The organism is Candidatus Pelagibacter ubique HTCC8051 (genome assembly GCF_000472605.1).
In the GTDB taxonomy this organism is placed as follows: domain Bacteria; phylum Pseudomonadota; class Alphaproteobacteria; order Pelagibacterales; family Pelagibacteraceae; genus Pelagibacter; species Pelagibacter communis_B.
The window spans coordinates 972444-988082 of record NZ_KI421440.1 but is presented as its reverse complement, the minus strand read 5'-3'; the positions used below and the strand labels follow the sequence as shown (position 1 = coordinate 988082).

The window sequence follows — 15639 nt, the reverse complement described above, 5'->3', positions numbered from 1 at the left end:
TTATGGATTTAAATAATATAAATTTTGAAGATATCAAAGAAAAATTCTTAAAGCTTGATAGAAAAACATTAATTAAGTTTGGAATTGGCTTTGGCTCTTTGATTGTATTTTTGATAATCTATCTCGCAATATTAAAACCTATTGTAGATGAAAAGAAGAATATTTTAAAGGATCAAACAGTTAAACTAAAAGAAACAAAAAAATTTAAAAATGAAATTAAAAAATTAAAAAAGAAAATTAAAAAAGTCACACCTGATTATAAAAAAAATTCAAGTTTGTTTCACTCCAAAGCTGAAGTTGAAGATCTTTACGATAGCTTGAGTGTATTTGCGACAAATTATAATTTACAAATTACTAAGATTGAAAAAAAACCACCTATACCTATCGGTGGATCAAAAAAGAAAAAAAAGAAGAAAAAGAAGAAAAAAAAATCAGCAAAAGCCTCAAAAGTTTCTTATTTTGAAATACCAGTCTCATATGAAATTTCAGGAAATTTTTTAGATTTCATTAAGTTTAAAAGAGCTATTGCAAAATCAAAAAAAATGTTAAACTTTGATGAGGAGACAATCAAAGTTGACAAAACAAGTGGTAAAATAATTTCCACTGGTCAATTAACTATAGTAGGTTTACCAAATGAATTTGATTAAATTAATTACCATATTTATTTTTCTATTGTTTTCCAATTCTATATCTATTGCTGATAATCACAGTAAAAAAGAGGAATTAAATAAAGAGGTTAAAAAAATAACTGAGCAATTAGACTCGTTAGATGAAGAAATGCCTTTGAATGATCCTTTTGCAGGACAAAGTTCAAGCAACAATCGTAATGCAAATGCTCAAATCTCTGAAGAGGAAATGCAAGATGATATGAGTTTGTATAATTTCAAATTAGTAGGTTTGATAGCTGGAAAATCTAATAGTTATGTTTCTTTGGTAAAATCTGATGGAGAACCTTTTTCTTTAACAATAGGACAATATTTAGGAAAAATAAGATTAGTAGATTTAAGACTGTCTGAAGTTATTTTTAAAAAAGAGGATGGAAAATTTATAATAATTGATTTTAACAACCAAATTAGAGAGACAAATGAATATTAAAAAAATTAATCAATTTTTAGTTTTATTGGCAGTATCTCTGATTTTGAGTGGTTGTGTTGTTAAAGATGGCAAAATAGTCATGAAAAACAAAAAAGAACCCTTTAAACATAATACTCCTTTAATTAAAGTTGATATGAAAACAAAAGGAAAATCAGAAATTCAAAAAACAGTTGAGTTAGGACCAAAACCTGTTGAAGACAATTCTAAAAGAAAACAAAAAAGAAAAAAAATATCCTCTGAAATTCAAAAGAATTATTTATCTATTCCAGATGAATATCCATTACTGAAACAAAATGTTACTTTTAAATTGAAAAACATAGAATTTAAAGAGGCCATGGAGTTAATGGGTAAAATTGGAGAAATTAATATCTTAGTTGGAGAGGAAATTGCAGGAGCAATTTCAGCAGAATTAATTAATGTTCCCTGGGATAAAGCCTTTCAAGCATTGCTTGACATGAAAAATTTTGCTGCAGATATTGATGCTACTGGTAACTTAATAAGAGTACATTTACCAGACACATTGACTAAACAAGAAAGTTATAAATCTACTAGGGCAGATATAATTAAAAAGAAAGTAGAAGCTGAGAATAATAATGATCCAATTTATTCAGAAATTTTTAGACTATATTATATATCACCATCTGAAGCTAACAAAACAATCTCAGCACTATTTTCTGCTGATGGAAAGACATCCGCAATTCAAATAACTGAAGAAGATACTACTAGATCTATAATCGTAAGAGGAAAAGAAAAAGATCTTGATACAGTTAATGAAGTTTTAAAAGAGATTGACGTTAAAACACAACAAGTTCTTATAGAAGCATTTATAGTAGAGGCTAGCTCAGAATTTGAAAAGGCTTTAGGTACTCAATTAGGTGGATATTATTACAGACAAGGGGAAACAATTGGTGGTACTATGGGTACTAGCACTGGAAAAACAAATAATACAATTGCAGCTGCAACAGGTGGACTTGGCACAACTAATGATGCACTCACTAATTTTGGTAATGTTGCTGGAACTAGTGGTATCGGAATTATAAAAAGAACTGGATCAGCAGTAATATCAGCTAATATTCAAGCTCTTGAAAAACAAGGAATTGTAAGACAAGTATCTAACCCAAAAATATTTACTCTAAACAACATGCCTGCAAATGTTATTCAAGGATCTAAAATACCATTTGCGTCAACAGGAGAAAATGGTGGAACAGAGTTTGCAGATGCTACGATGCAATTAAAAGTTACTCCTAGTATTGTAGGTGATGGAAATGTTTTATTAGATATAGATTTAAAAAATGATAGTGCAGGTGTACCAGTTGCAGGAGGTATTCCAATTAACACTATGTCAATAATTACAAAATTATTAGTTGCAGATGGTGATGTAGTAGTTATTGGTGGTATCAAAAAACAAATTGAAAGTAACACCAAAGAACAAACACCTGGTGTGGGTGATGTTCCAGTGATTGGAAATCTATTTAAAGGAAAAGGAGAAAAAGATACTTTAAATGAATTGTTAATTTTTATAGCACCAAGAGTTTTATAATGTTGAAAATAAGTAGAGAGTCAGAAATAAATTTAATTAATATCTTGATAGATCAGGATATTATTTCAGGTAAGGATTTACCTAATATTAAAAAAGCATCAACCGATGGTGAGAAATCCCAAATTGATGCAGTGTTCGAATTAAACTTAACCAATGAAGATGTAATATTAGACCTTTTAGTTAAAGAACAATCTCTGTCTGTGATTGATTTAACAACTGTTGGAATTACAGATGAGATTAAATCCATACTTCCTTCCAACTATGTCAATATGAATTTTATTGCTCCATTTAAATTAGAAAATGACACTCTTCATATAGCTATTTCTGATAGTTCAAAATTAAGCTTAATGAGAAATCTTAAAACAATTACTAAAAAAAATATAGAATTGCATGCTGCAAAAGTATCTGAAATATCTTTATTTATTGAAAACTTACTTAAAGAGGGTGGTGAGACGACAATAAGTTCAATTAAAGAGGCAAATGCAAGTACAGAAAAAACTAAAACATTTGATTATGAAGTTGATGAGCAAGCTGAAGTTTTAGAAGATACTGAAGAAGATATTGAGGCAATTGAGAATGAATCAGAAGTTATTAAGTTTAGTACTGCTGTGGTGGCAGAGGCTATAAAATCTGGAGTATCAGATATTCATATAGAGCCTTATAGATTTAGCTCAAGAGTAAGGTACCGTTTAGATGGAATGCTCAAAGAACAAGAGCATTTTTCAAAATTTTTACACTCAAACTATGGTGCGGTAGTTACTAGATTTAAGATTATGGGTAAATTAGATATTGCTGAAAGAAGATTACCCCAAGATGGTGCCATTCCTTTTAAAATAGACGGAAAAGTAATTGATCTTCGTCTTTCAATTTTACCCACTGCCTCAAATGAAAGAATTGTAATGAGGGTTCTTAACAAAGATGCAGGAGATATAAGTTTGGAGCAATTAAACTTTGAGGAAAATGATTTAAAAAATTTAAGAAAAGCAATTCACTCTACACAAGGTCTGGTTTTGGTAACTGGTCCAACGGGTTCTGGTAAAACAACTACATTATATAGTATTTTAAAAGAGGTATCAAAACCTCACTTAAATATTTTAACAGCAGAAGACCCTGTTGAGTATGAATTAGATGGAGTAGGACAAGTTCAAATTAAAGATGATATTGGATTTGATTTTGGAAGAGCTTTAAGATCATTTTTAAGGCAAGACCCTGAAATAATTCTTGTTGGTGAGATGAGAGATAAAGAGACAGTTGATATTGGTTTAAAAGCTGCATTAACAGGCCACTTGGTATTTAGTACACTTCACACTAATGATGCGCCAAGCACAATTACTAGATTACAAAATATGGGAACACCAGATTATCTTATCAGTGCAGCTGTAACTGTAGTTTTGGCACAAAGATTAGCAAGAAAAAATTGCTCTGGTTGTAGAGAACCAGATCCAGATGTTACTAAAGATGTATTAAAAGAAATGAATTTTACAGAAGAACAAATTTCAACTGCAAAAGTTTCAAGAGGAAAAGGTTGTTCAAAATGTAAAGATAGTGGTTACAAAGGTAGAATGGGTATTTATGAAATCTTAAGTGTGACAAAACCTATCAAAGAGGCAATTCTAAAAAAAGCAACTACTCCAGAACTGAAAGCGATTGCTTTATCAGAAGGATTTAGAACAATGCAAGACATGGGGCGTACTTTAATTTTAAATGGAGATTTAAACTTTAGAGAATTTGATCGTGTTTTATCAATGGAATAGATCATGGATAATTATAAATACAAAGGAATTTCAGCAGGTGCTTATGTTGAAGGAGTGATTGAGGCACTTAGTCAAGAAGAAGCAAATTTTAAATTAAAAGAAAAAAAAATAATAATTACCAATATTTCTAAAGAAAAAGTTAAAAAAAAAGCTAAAGAAAAATCAAAAAAATCTAGCTTCTCTTTTGGTAAGAAAGCAGTAAAGCCTCAAGATGTTGTTATATTTTCTAAACAATTTGCAACCATGGTAAAAGCAGGTTTGCCGATTTTAAATGTATTATCAATGATCCGAGATCAAATTGATCACCCAACTGTTAAAGAAATTGTTGAAGATATTAGAAGAAGTCTTGAAGGTGGTGTTACTCTTTCAAAATGTTTTGAAAAATATCCAAAAATATTTGATAACGTATACATAAATTTAATTAAAGCAGGAGAGGCCAGTGGTAAATTAGATTTATTCTTATTAAAGTTAGTAGACTCTCTTGAAAAAAGGGAAAAAGTTAAGAAAAAAATTAAAGGTGCTCTAACCTATCCTACAGTTATGTTTACGGTTGCAATCACTGTGATGGTTTTTATGTTGATAAAAGTTGTTCCAGTATTTGCTGAGATGTATACAGGAATGGGTGTACCTCTTCCAACACCTACAGCTGTTATTATGAATGCAAGTAATTTTATGAGAGGAACTGGTGGTCTGACTTTAGGAATTGTAGCCATTACTACTTTTATAATATTTAAATACACAACGACAAAAATTAAAAGTATTAGATACAAATGGCACGGTATAGTTTTAAAGTTACCAGTTTTTGGAGAAATGATTTTAAAATCATTACTTGCAAGAATTGCTTTAATAATGGGAAACCTAAGTTCAGCAGGTGTTAATCTTTTAGAGAGTATAGAGATTGCAAAATCAGTAAGTAATAATGATGTAGTTACTCAAGCATTAGAAAATGTTAAAAAAGGTGTTTTTTCAGGCGACACATTAACTAAACTTTTTTTAAAAGAACCAATATTCCCACCAACTTTTGCCCAATTAATTTCTGTTGGAGAGCAAACGGGAAGTCTAGATGAAATGTTTACTTCTGTGTCATCATATTATGAGGAAGAATTTGATACTTCAGTTGATAACATGTCCAGTTTAATTGAGCCAATTATGATTGTGTTTATGGGAGGAATGATTGGAGGTTTAATGATAGCCATGTACGCTCCAATATTTAACGTTGGTGCAATAATGGGTTAAATAATTTTAATAATGTTTTGTTAAAACTAAATTATTATGCCACCCAGTTGCTTCTTTGAATACGACCTCATCCATTATTTGCTGAATAAAATAAGTTCCTAATCCACCAGGTTTAATATCATCTAAACTTCGATGTTTGATATTTTCTTTAATAACAGGTTTACCTTTATCAAAAAATCCAATCTCTAATTTTTTATCTTTAAAAGAAATTTTAATTTGCATTTTATCTTTTGTTTCATGATTATCTTTATAGGCATGTTTAACTATATTCTGCGCAGCCTCTGATATTGCTAAAATTAGCTCATCTTTAGTTTCTTTTAGTATTGGAGATTTACTTATTATATTTCTTGAAAAGTCTCGAACTTCTTTTAAACTTTTTGTGTTTACTGGAAAATCTTTGATTTCAGTAAAATCCATTAAATATTATTCAAGTATTAATATTTGTTCTAACTTTGCCATCATAATGACTTTTAATACTGACTTACTAATCTCTTTAAGCACAACTCTTGTACCTAATTCCATTGCCTTTTGATGACTTTCGATTAAAACCGAAATTCCAGATGAGTCCATATACTCAACATCTTTTAAATTAAGATGAACTTCTTTTTTTTCGTCAATAACTGGCATTATAATCTCTTTTGCCTTTTCTGTGACATCCATGTCAATTTCACCAGTTAAATAAATTGTCGAGATATCTCCATCCCGTGTAATTTTATAAGTCATAATAATTATCCATATTTAATATTTATTATCTAAAATCAAGAATTATTAAAAATAATGCTATTTTTATCAATAATAACCTAATTTTGTTTGTAATTTTTAGTGTAAAAACTATATTGAATATTATTGTATTTAATATTAAAATTTAATTGAACATATCTATTAACTATAGAAGGAAAAATATGAAAAAAAATTATAACAAAGGTTTTACTCTTATTGAGTTATTGGTTGTTGTAGCAATCATTGGAATTTTAGCTGCAGTTGGTGTTACTGCATACTCAGGTTATACGGCTAGTGCTAAAGCGCAAGCAGCAAAAACTAATCATGCAACAATTGCAAAATATATTGCAGCAGAGACTACAAAATGTGAGCTTGGTGAAACCAATGTAATGAATAACAACTTAGCTTGTGACGAAATAGATGATGCTGACGCGGTAGCTACAGCTACAGCGACTGCTCTTGCAGATTTTGCTAACCCATTTAGAACTCAGGCAGTTGCTATAGTAGCTGGTCCTGTAGTAGCTTGTGCAACAGGTACTACTGATGCTGCTTATAGTCTTGGTCGAACGTATCTTGACAATTCAACAGCAGGTGTAATGGAAATGACTACTTGTTGGCAGTTGGATCCAGAAGAAAGTATGGAAAATGAGTTCAGGGTTGACAACCAATAATAAAAAAAAATATTAAATTTTTTAATGACCACTAGAAGCTCTGGTTTTACCTTAATAGAGCTTGTAGTGGTTGTTGCGATAATTGGAATTTTAGCTGCAGTTGCTATAACTGCATATTCAAACTATATAAGTAATGCTAAAATAAAAAATGCCGAAAACACTTTGCTTCAGTTAAGTTTAGCACAAACTGAATTTTTTACTGATAATAGAATTTATAATGTTGATGCAGATGTTAATTGCCCAGCAACCTCTGACACATCAGCACAACTTTCAACTGATCTTGTAGATGATGATATCATTACAGAGACTAATGCAGATGGAGACTTTATACACGATTTTGATTATTGTGCTGATGCAAATGGTACAAATGGTTTTCTGATTACGGCAGATGCTACTACAGAATCAAATATAGTTTGTACTTTAATTATTAATGAAAATGGCGTTATAGATAGATCTGGCTGTCCTCAATAATGAATTTTGAAATTATTAAAAAAATTTTAACTGAAACTTTTCAGGAAAAATTAACACAAAAAAGTAAATCATACATATCCATTAGTCTAGGTTGGATAATTTTTATAGGCTATTTAACTTGGTGGAATGGTCTTAAAAGTATGTCATTAGATAAAAGTTTTAGATGGGATGAATGGTTTTGGTTTGGAATAATTCCAGCAACTGTTCCTTATTTATTCTATTTTATTTGGAAAAAGAAAGATACAGAGGATCATTAAAACTCTTGATAGAGCAATTCTATCTTTAACTTATTAATTTATATCTTTTTGTTTAATATAACGCAACTGTTTGATATTGAAAATTACTCTATTTTAATAAAGAATTATATTCAATGAAGAAACAACCTAATTTTTTAGCATACATTTTTTTGTTGTTAACCGTAACTTTTTGGGCAGGAAATTTTGTAGTTGGAAAATTTGCGAGCATATATGAAGTGCCACCTTTTTCATTAAATTTTTATCGATGGTTCTTTGCATGGCTAATTTTAGCACCATTTACGATACCTGAAATTATTAAAAAAAAAGATTATATAATAAGTAATTATAAACTTTTTATAGTTCTAGGAGTAACGAGTATTACAATATTTAATTCAATTGTTTATTATTCATTGAATTTCACACAGGTAATAAGTGGAGTTTTAATGATTTCAACTATCCCTGTAATGATTATGTTTTTTTCATCAATTTTAAAAATTGAAAAAACAAATATATTTCAAGTAATTGGAGTAATTCTCTCATTTTTAGGTGTTATTATTATTATTACAAAAGCTAATTTTGAAATTTTAAAAAATTTAAATTTTAATAAAGGAGACATTACGATGGTTATTGCGATGTTATCTTGGGCTTTATACTCTACATTATTAAAAAAACAAAAATATGAAATTTCACAACTAAGCTTATTGCAAGTTGTTATGTCTTTTGGTTTGATTTTTTTAATTCCTATTTATTTCATTGAATATCAATTAGGATTTAGAATAACTCTTGAAAAACCATTTATATTAATTTTATCTTATGTGGTTTTGCTTCCAGGTCTTGCTTCTTTTATATTGTGGATTAAGGGAATTTCTATTATTGGAGCAAATCGATCTGGTGTTTTTTTACACTTGATGCCTATAATGAGTGCAATAATGGCAATGATAATTTTTAATGAAAAATTTATGTTTTATCATATGTTGGGCGCTTGTTTTATTATAACAGGAATTTTACTATCGAACAAAAAGGTTTTAAATGCTTAAAGTTGCAATACTAGATGATTATCAAAATGTTTCACAAGAATTTGTGGATCTAAAAAAATTATCAGGAAAGTATGAATTTAAAATTTTTAGTGAGCCCTTTGAAGATGAGGCTGATGTAATTGAACAATTAGCAGATTTTGAAGCTCTTTTAATTATGCGTGAGCGAACTCCAATTACAAAAAATTTAATCGATAATTTAAATAATCTTAAATATATCATTACCAGTGGCTCAAGAAATAAATCAATTGATTTAGAAGCTGCGAAAAAAAGAAAAATTATTGTTTGTGGAACCGAGATTAATTTTAACCCAACTTGTGAATTGACATGGGCTTTAATATTAGGTTTATCCAAAAATTTAAAAACTGAAATTGATAACATGTATCAAGGATACTGGCAGACTACAGTTGGTTTTGAATTAAGAGGAAAAATTATTGGTTTAATTGGCCTTGGTAGAGTGGGTGCACAAGTTGCAAAAATTGCTAATGCTTTTGGAATGCAGGTTATGGCTTGGAGTGAGAATTTAGATTTAGATAAATGTAAAGAATTGAATGTACTTCCATGTAGCAAGGAAGACTTAATAAAAACGTCTGATTATATTTCAATTCATGTTCAAGGGGGTGAGCGTTACAAAGATTGCATAACGATTAAAGAATTTGACCAAATGAAAAAGACAGCTTTTTTAATTAATACATCACGTGGTCCTATAGTTAATGAAGATGATTTAATTATTGCTTTATCAACAAATATTATTATGGGAGCAGGAATTGATGTTTATAATAAAGAACCATTGCCAGAAGGAAATAAATTAAGATTTTTACCTAACGCATTACTTACCCCACACATTGGTTATGTCACTGCAGAAAATTATAGTATTTTTTATACCCAGATGATTGAAGATCTTGAGGCTTGTGTAAATGGTAAGCCTATTCGTGTTATTGAGAAATAATGGAGCTACCTGTAGTTAACCATAAAGATTACGTTGCTAAAATTGGTGATGATCACAAGTTTCCAATTAATAAATTTGGTAAACTAGCTAAATATTTAATTAACCAAAAAGTAGTAAAACAATTTCATAATCCAACAGCTTGTTCGTTTGAAACATTAAGTAGAGCTCATTCAGAAAATTATATTAATCATATAAGGAATAAAACTTTGGATACAAATGGAATTAAAAAGATTGGTTTTCCTCTTGTTGATAGCGTTGTTCAAAGATCTTTGGTTGCAACAGGAGGAACTGTATTAGCATCAAAACTTGCATTAAATTATGGAATTGCTTGCAATACTGCTGGAGGAAGTCATCATGCTAACTATGACGGAGGTGCTGGGTACTGTGTTTTTAATGATGTAGCAGTTGCTGCCCATTATTTATTGGATAGAGGATTTGCAAATAGAATTTTAATTATAGATTTAGATGTTCATCAAGGAAATGGAAATTCAGATATTTTTAAGGATAATAGGCATGTTTTTACTTTCAGTATGCATTCAAAAACTAATTATCCAGCAAAAAAATCATTAAGTGATTTAGATGTGGAGCTTGAAGATAATCTTGAAGATGACGCTTATATTAAGACGCTTAAATTTTATTTAAATGAACTAAATAATGAAAACTTTGATTTTGTCTTTTATATAGCAGGTGTTGATATTCACTTTAATGATCGATTAGGTAAATTAAAAATTTCAGATGAAGGTATAAGATTAAGAGATGAATTAGTAATTGAAAATTTTTCCTCAAAAAGAATACCTATCTGTGGAGTTTTAGGTGGAGGATATAATAAAGATTTTAATAAATTGGTAGAATTACATTCTTTATTACATAAATCATGTTTTAAATTTATTTAGAAAATATCTAAAAATTTATATTTATAAAAAAATATTATTTAATTGGTAACTTTTTAAAAAATATTTGAGTATTATTTACGTTAATAATCTTTAATTTTTGTTTATTTTCTAAAATAAATTTATTGATACTATTTGCAGGAAGATTGCTGTCTTTATTATTTATTATATCTCCATAAAAATAGTCATCACATATAATAATCCCGTTTTCGTTTAAGCAATTCCAAGAATTATTTATGTCTTCATAAACTTGAGGTGCCTCATGCCATCCATCGATATAAATTACATCGTATTTTTCCTTATTATTTAAAAAAAATTCATTAGATGTATTTTTATAAAATAAAAATCTATCTTTAAATTCAACTAAATTTGATTGAAAATTTTTAAAATTTTCTAATTGTTTATCTTTATGTGCATCGTCATTTGAGTCCCAAATATCAACACAAGTTACACTTTTTGTATTAAAATTTTTAAGCACAAACATCGCGCTATTTCCTTCCCAGGAGCCAATTTCTAAGTAAGAGAATTTTTTAAAGTTTTTATTAATAATTAAATCCCAATAATAGGCATTTAATGAGAAGTAATCCGTAGTAGTCTTTTTTGAAATTAAATAATTTTTATGACCTTCTTTTTTTTGTTTTTTTATTTTAGAAATAAAGGGGTGTTTTAATCTATCTAAAACATACAAAAATAAAATTTGTATAATAGCTTTTTTAGAAAACTGATATTTTAACCTATAATAAATATTTTTTGTAAACATCTTATTTTTTATTTTAAATTATATATTTATAATTTATAATTAGTTCTATGGTTAAAAAAGTAAACAATTCCTTATCAGCTGAGCAAAAGCTAGTTTTATTTGAAGAAGGTACTGAGCCACCAAATACAAGTGAACTCAATCATGAGAAAAGAGATGGAAGTTTTCACTGTGCTAATTGTGGAGAAAAATTATTTGACTCAAACACTAAATATGAAAGTGGTTCAGGTTGGCCTTCATTTTATCAATCCCTTCCAGATGTCTTTGAAACCAAAACAGATCATTTATTAGGTTATGCAAGAACAGAGTATCATTGTAAAAAATGTGGTGGTCATCATGGGCACATCTTTGAGGATGGACCCAATCCAACAGGCAAAAGATACTGTAATAATGGTGTTTGTTTAGTGTTTAAACCAAAGTAACAATATAAACCTAAATTGGGTTTTTATTTAGTTTACAATAATCTTAAATCTATTACACAAATTAAATACTCTTTTAAAAAAATTAACTAAAATGAAAAAAATACTTTTCTTACTTTTGATATTTAATATTTTTTATGTAGTTCCAAGCTATTCTGTTGAGAATTATGTAAATGGAAATGAAAATGTAATTTGTGCAACAAATGCTAGTGGAGCAATACTAGTTAAGGAAGAGGCAAGTCCCGACCTTAGTTCTTTTGCGCTAGCAAGTGACCCAGACAATTTTAATCTTTTAGATAAAGGAACAATTAATAATGTAGAAAATGTAGATATGGGGGCTTCTTGCGATATTACGCCTGATAATTATAAAATGACATTTTTTAAATTAGGGTTTTGTACAGAAAATCCCTATATAGAATTTGATGATATTGCAGGCAATACAAAAATGGCAAGTTTAACTTCATGTGTATCTCTATTTGATAAGGGTGATGGTAAAGAAGTTAATTTAAGGCCAGGTGAAGAAGTAGATTTATTAGAAGGTGACATTGTAGTTCCACTTGGTGTCTATCCATATCAATTTGCTATATTAGATAACAGAGTTCATATTAAACATACGCAAGAATTTATAAATACTGATGGTAGTGATGCTGAAATATTGGGCTATAATCCAGATCCAAATGATTTAAATGATACAGAGCATAAGGGAACTGTTTGTTATACCTCTACTAATGACTCTGGTAAAAAATTTGTTTCGGTCCAGTCAAATGAACTTTCAGAAAGTGGGGGTGCTACTACATTGAGAGGTTTTGATCTTCCAACAAGACTAACAGGAATACAACCATCGGCCTTATTTAGATGTAGAGACGCTGTGGGATCTGGCGTAGATGCACTTGATTGGTTTACAACTATACTAAATAGCTTCGGAGCTCCAATGTGTACCTATCAACCAGAAGGCTCTTGCACTAGAGATGAAAGTAAATTTCGAAATGCAGGTAAACAAGATGCTCCATTTCACACCAGCTTTCCAGATATCTCACAATCATATTATTTGCTTAAAGATGATAACACTATCGCAACTGATCCAGACGATGTCACAAGAATATTGTGGATTCAGCATGATCCAAACAATATTGTAAATATTACAGATATTACTACAGGTATAAAAATGAACTTTAAAACTAACAATGCAATGCAAATGCAAATTCATCAAGATGCAAATAACCCTACAGTATTAATGGCAAATCAGATACATGGTGGAACGATTATTGGAAATATTCAAACCAAGACAAAAAGAAGAAGAGGAGCTTGGAGATAATAAGGTTCACCACTATTTTAAGAGTTATCAATCCCTTTCAGATGTCTTTGAAACCAAAACAGATCACTTATTAGGTTATGCAAGAACAGAGTATCATTGCAAAAAATGTGGTGGTCATCATGGTCACATCTTTGAAGATGGTCCCAATCCTACTAGTAAAAGATACTGTAATAATGGTGTTTGTTTAGTGTTTAAACCAAATTAACAATATAAGCCCAAATTGGGTTTTTATTTAGTTTACATCAAAATTTTTTATATTATTCCTTTGATATAAAATTATGAAAAAATTATTTTATATAACCTTTTTTTTGAGCGTTCTTTTATCAAGTAACAATTTTGCTAATGCAAATGATTATAGCATCTGTGCAACAAACGCTGATGGAGCGATTTTAGTTAAAGAAGAAGATGGTGATAACACTTCTTTTGCACTCGCATCAAGTCCTACAGATTTTTCTCATGCAAATTCTAGTGACCCAGACAGGGGAGGTTACTGTGAAGTTACGCCTGATAATTATAAACTTAAGATGTTTAAAATGGGTTTATGTACCGAAGATCCTTATAGAATACCTGATAGTGGTTCCGGTAATACAATTGGTGCTGATTTAACTTCCTGTATAAGCATTTTTGATAATTCGACAGGTAGTGATGTAAATATACAGCCAGGTGTTGAGGTTGATTTATTAACTGGAGGCTTTACAATTCCAATCGGTGTCTACCCGTTTACATTTGCTTTAATTGACAATGTAATTCAGATTAAACATATTCAAGAATATGCAGCAGCAACAGGAGGGGATGCCAATTTCGTCATAAGAGGTTATGATCCAGATAACAATGATGGCTCAACAGGTACGGGTAAAGTTTGTTATACAGGATTAAATAGTGCAGATAAAAAATTTGTTTTTACTACCAACCAAGAACGTCAAAGTGCAGGATTTACAACATTAAGAGGTTATACTCTCCCAACAAATTTTACAGGAAAACAACCTTCAGCAGGATTTCACTGCGGAACAATGAGTGAAGCTATAGCTGAAAACGATTGGGCTATTAGCATAGTAGATAATTTTGGAGATAGGATGGCTATTGGACAGGACGGTGATGGTCTTCCAACCAGTAGAGTTGCTTCTAATTTTAGAAATGCAGCTCGACAAGACAGAGGGTTCCACCTTGATTTTCCAACAATTCGACAAGCGTACTATTTATACAACTCTTCTGACACTCCTGCAACGAGCTCTTCGGCAGTTGAAAAAATTTTATTCATACAAGATGATACTAATAACATTGTAAGTATTACAGAGAATACAATTGGATTTAAATTAAACTTTAAAACTAACAATTCGATTGAAATGGCTGTTTATGAGGAAGCGGGAGCTAATGATCAAGTTTTGCAAGCAACAGCTGTAAATGGAAATACAATTTTTGTTAATGTGCAAACTAAAACAAAAAGAAGAAGAGGAGCTTGGAGATAGATATATTAACCCAGTATTTTAAAGATAATTAATTAAAGTAACAATATAAACTCAAATTGGGTCTTTATTTAGTTTACAATCATCTTAAATCTACTACAAAAGAATGACATACATGAAAAAAATTTTACGTTACTTGATACCAGCAACTCTAAGTTTGTTGATCGCGACCAATGTAGGATCTCAAGATCTTAAATTAAAAGCAACTGATAAACTTTTATCTTTAAAAGATAAAAAAATTAATTCATTAAGTAACCAAATCACAAGTGGAATAAATTCTTATGTAAATAATCTAGGCGGAGTATCTGCTGGAGATAGCTTGGGGGGTCTAAAATACATTGATTTTGACCTAAAACTTCAAGAGTATTACAAGCCAACTTTTAGCATTATGAGCGTTTATGAACTGTTAGAGTTAAATAATGGTGGTACAATTTTTAATCAAACTAGCTTAAACACACACGATAGTGATGAAACGATCAATATTGGTTTAGGAGTTAGAAAACTTTTAAATGATAATAAAGTTATAATTGGTGCGAATACTTTTTATGATCATCAGTTTACTGAAAGTCATAAAAGAGTTGGTTTAGGAGTTGAAGCTATCACAAGCATATTTGATTTAAGAGGAAATTATTACAATGCAATGAGTGGAAGAAAAGTAAATAAAGAAGGAAGTTACACCGAAAGAGCATTGGATGGTTGGGATTTAAGAACTGATTATCATTTACCAATAAAATATGATGTAAACTTATATATGAGTGCTTATAAATTTAAAAATCCAGAAGATCTAAGTACTTTTGAAGATAAAGGTAATAGATATGGAGCTGATGCTAAAATAGGTAATTTTGCAATTGAAGCTGGTTGGGAAAATAATAATCAAAATACTGATAATTATTATGGGAACCTAAAATATTTAATAAACTTTGGAGGAGACAATAACAATGAAGCTCCAAAAAGTGCTACAAGTTTAACAGATGTTAGTGATAAACTTTATCAACCAATAAAACGTGAAAATAAAATTAGAGTTGTTAAAATTGCTGCTTCAGGTGTATCCGTAGGTGGTTTTTAATTTAATTAATTCAATCAATAAAA

General features: G+C 29.6%; 18 protein-coding genes and 1 pseudogene. 16 read left to right on the top strand and 3 right to left on the bottom strand.

Annotation, left to right across the window (positions count from 1 at the left end; all coding sequences use genetic code 11):
• Nucleotides 1–2: 2 nt before the first annotated feature.
• Genes F754_RS0105385 through F754_RS0105365 form a run of 5 tightly spaced genes read left to right on the top strand, consistent with a single transcriptional unit; the run spans nucleotide 3 to nucleotide 5625 of the window.
• Nucleotides 3–647, top strand: coding sequence for a type 4 fimbrial biogenesis protein PilO (locus F754_RS0105385; protein WP_023648900.1), 645 nt, complete (start codon nucleotides 3–5; stop codon nucleotides 645–647).
• On the top strand, nucleotides 634–1095 hold the full coding sequence (locus F754_RS0105380; RefSeq protein WP_023648899.1) for a hypothetical protein: 462 nt from the start codon (nucleotides 634–636) through the stop codon (nucleotides 1093–1095). Before F754_RS0105385 ends, F754_RS0105380 begins: the two co-directional genes overlap by 14 nt.
• A complete protein-coding gene (locus tag F754_RS0105375; RefSeq protein ID WP_023648898.1) occupies nucleotides 1085–2635 on the top strand; it encodes a type II secretion system protein GspD in 1551 nt (516 codons plus the stop codon). The genes F754_RS0105380 and F754_RS0105375 overlap by 11 nt, the downstream gene beginning before the upstream one ends.
• On the top strand, nucleotides 2635–4389 hold the full coding sequence (locus F754_RS0105370) for a GspE/PulE family protein (RefSeq protein ID WP_023648897.1): 1755 nt from the start codon (nucleotides 2635–2637) through the stop codon (nucleotides 4387–4389). Before F754_RS0105375 ends, F754_RS0105370 begins: the two co-directional genes overlap by 1 nt.
• A 3-nt stretch (nucleotides 4390–4392) precedes the next feature.
• Nucleotides 4393–5625, top strand: coding sequence for a type II secretion system F family protein (locus F754_RS0105365; RefSeq protein ID WP_023648896.1), 1233 nt, complete (start codon nucleotides 4393–4395; stop codon nucleotides 5623–5625).
• A 6-nt stretch (nucleotides 5626–5631) separates the two neighbouring features.
• Here F754_RS0105365 and F754_RS0105360 read toward each other — a convergent pair whose 3' ends face one another.
• Both F754_RS0105360 and F754_RS0105355 read right to left on the bottom strand, forming a co-directional pair.
• A complete protein-coding gene (locus F754_RS0105360; RefSeq protein WP_023648895.1) occupies nucleotides 5632–6042 on the bottom strand; it encodes an ATP-binding protein in 411 nt (136 codons plus the stop codon).
• A 6-nt stretch (nucleotides 6043–6048) separates the two neighbouring features.
• Nucleotides 6049–6348, bottom strand: coding sequence for an STAS domain-containing protein (locus tag F754_RS0105355; RefSeq protein ID WP_023648894.1), 300 nt, complete (start codon nucleotides 6346–6348; stop codon nucleotides 6049–6051).
• 179 nt (nucleotides 6349–6527) lie between these two features.
• Between F754_RS0105355 and F754_RS07690 the strand changes: the two genes are divergently transcribed.
• From F754_RS07690 to F754_RS0105325, 6 genes are all read left to right on the top strand, one after another.
• On the top strand, nucleotides 6528–7016 hold the full coding sequence (locus tag F754_RS07690) for a type II secretion system GspH family protein (RefSeq protein WP_023648893.1): 489 nt from the start codon (nucleotides 6528–6530) through the stop codon (nucleotides 7014–7016).
• 24 nt (nucleotides 7017–7040) lie between these two features.
• On the top strand, nucleotides 7041–7487 hold the full coding sequence (locus F754_RS0105345; protein ID WP_023648892.1) for a prepilin-type N-terminal cleavage/methylation domain-containing protein: 447 nt from the start codon (nucleotides 7041–7043) through the stop codon (nucleotides 7485–7487).
• A complete protein-coding gene (locus F754_RS0105340) occupies nucleotides 7487–7744 on the top strand; it encodes a hypothetical protein (protein ID WP_023648891.1) in 258 nt (85 codons plus the stop codon). Before F754_RS0105345 ends, F754_RS0105340 begins: the two co-directional genes overlap by 1 nt.
• Nucleotides 7745–7857: 113 nt before the next feature.
• The gene (locus F754_RS0105335) at nucleotides 7858–8760 is read left to right on the top strand and encodes a DMT family transporter (RefSeq protein ID WP_023648890.1); all 903 of its coding nucleotides are present in this window, start codon (nucleotides 7858–7860) and stop codon (nucleotides 8758–8760) included.
• Nucleotides 8753–9706, top strand: a complete 954-nt coding sequence (locus tag F754_RS0105330) for a D-2-hydroxyacid dehydrogenase family protein (protein ID WP_023648889.1) — start codon at nucleotides 8753–8755, stop codon at nucleotides 9704–9706. Before F754_RS0105335 ends, F754_RS0105330 begins: the two co-directional genes overlap by 8 nt.
• Entirely contained in the window at nucleotides 9706–10599 is an 894-nt protein-coding gene (locus F754_RS0105325; RefSeq protein ID WP_023648888.1) for a histone deacetylase, read from the top strand. Before F754_RS0105330 ends, F754_RS0105325 begins: the two co-directional genes overlap by 1 nt.
• Before the next feature lie 34 nt (nucleotides 10600–10633).
• On the opposite strand, the gene F754_RS0105320 is transcribed toward F754_RS0105325, so the two are convergent.
• Nucleotides 10634–11356 carry a class I SAM-dependent methyltransferase gene (locus tag F754_RS0105320; protein WP_023648887.1) on the bottom strand — a complete coding sequence of 241 codons (723 nt, stop codon included), beginning with the start codon at nucleotides 11354–11356 and terminating at the stop codon, nucleotides 10634–10636.
• Between the two features lie 47 nt (nucleotides 11357–11403).
• Here F754_RS0105320 and msrB point away from each other — a divergent pair, with 47 nt between their 5' ends.
• The 5 genes and pseudogenes from msrB (at nucleotide 11404) to F754_RS07685 (ending at nucleotide 15616) form a co-directional block, all read left to right on the top strand.
• Nucleotides 11404–11775: a peptide-methionine (R)-S-oxide reductase MsrB gene (gene msrB / locus F754_RS0105315; protein WP_023648886.1), complete on the top strand. Its 372-nt coding sequence runs from the start codon at nucleotides 11404–11406 to the stop codon at nucleotides 11773–11775.
• Nucleotides 11776–11866: 91 nt separating this feature from the next.
• On the top strand, nucleotides 11867–13087 hold the full coding sequence (locus F754_RS0105310) for a hypothetical protein (protein ID WP_023648885.1): 1221 nt from the start codon (nucleotides 11867–11869) through the stop codon (nucleotides 13085–13087).
• Nucleotides 13088–13112: 25 nt separating this feature from the next.
• A pseudogene (locus tag F754_RS07610) lies at nucleotides 13113–13292 on the top strand (peptide-methionine (R)-S-oxide reductase); the annotation flags it as partial.
• A gap of 73 nt (nucleotides 13293–13365) precedes the next feature.
• Nucleotides 13366–14553, top strand: a complete 1188-nt coding sequence (locus F754_RS0105300) for a hypothetical protein (RefSeq protein WP_023648883.1) — start codon at nucleotides 13366–13368, stop codon at nucleotides 14551–14553.
• Nucleotides 14554–14665: 112 nt separating this feature from the next.
• Entirely contained in the window at nucleotides 14666–15616 is a 951-nt protein-coding gene (locus tag F754_RS07685; RefSeq protein WP_027303469.1) for an inverse autotransporter beta-barrel domain-containing protein, read from the top strand.
• Nucleotides 15617–15639: the final 23 nt, after the last annotated feature.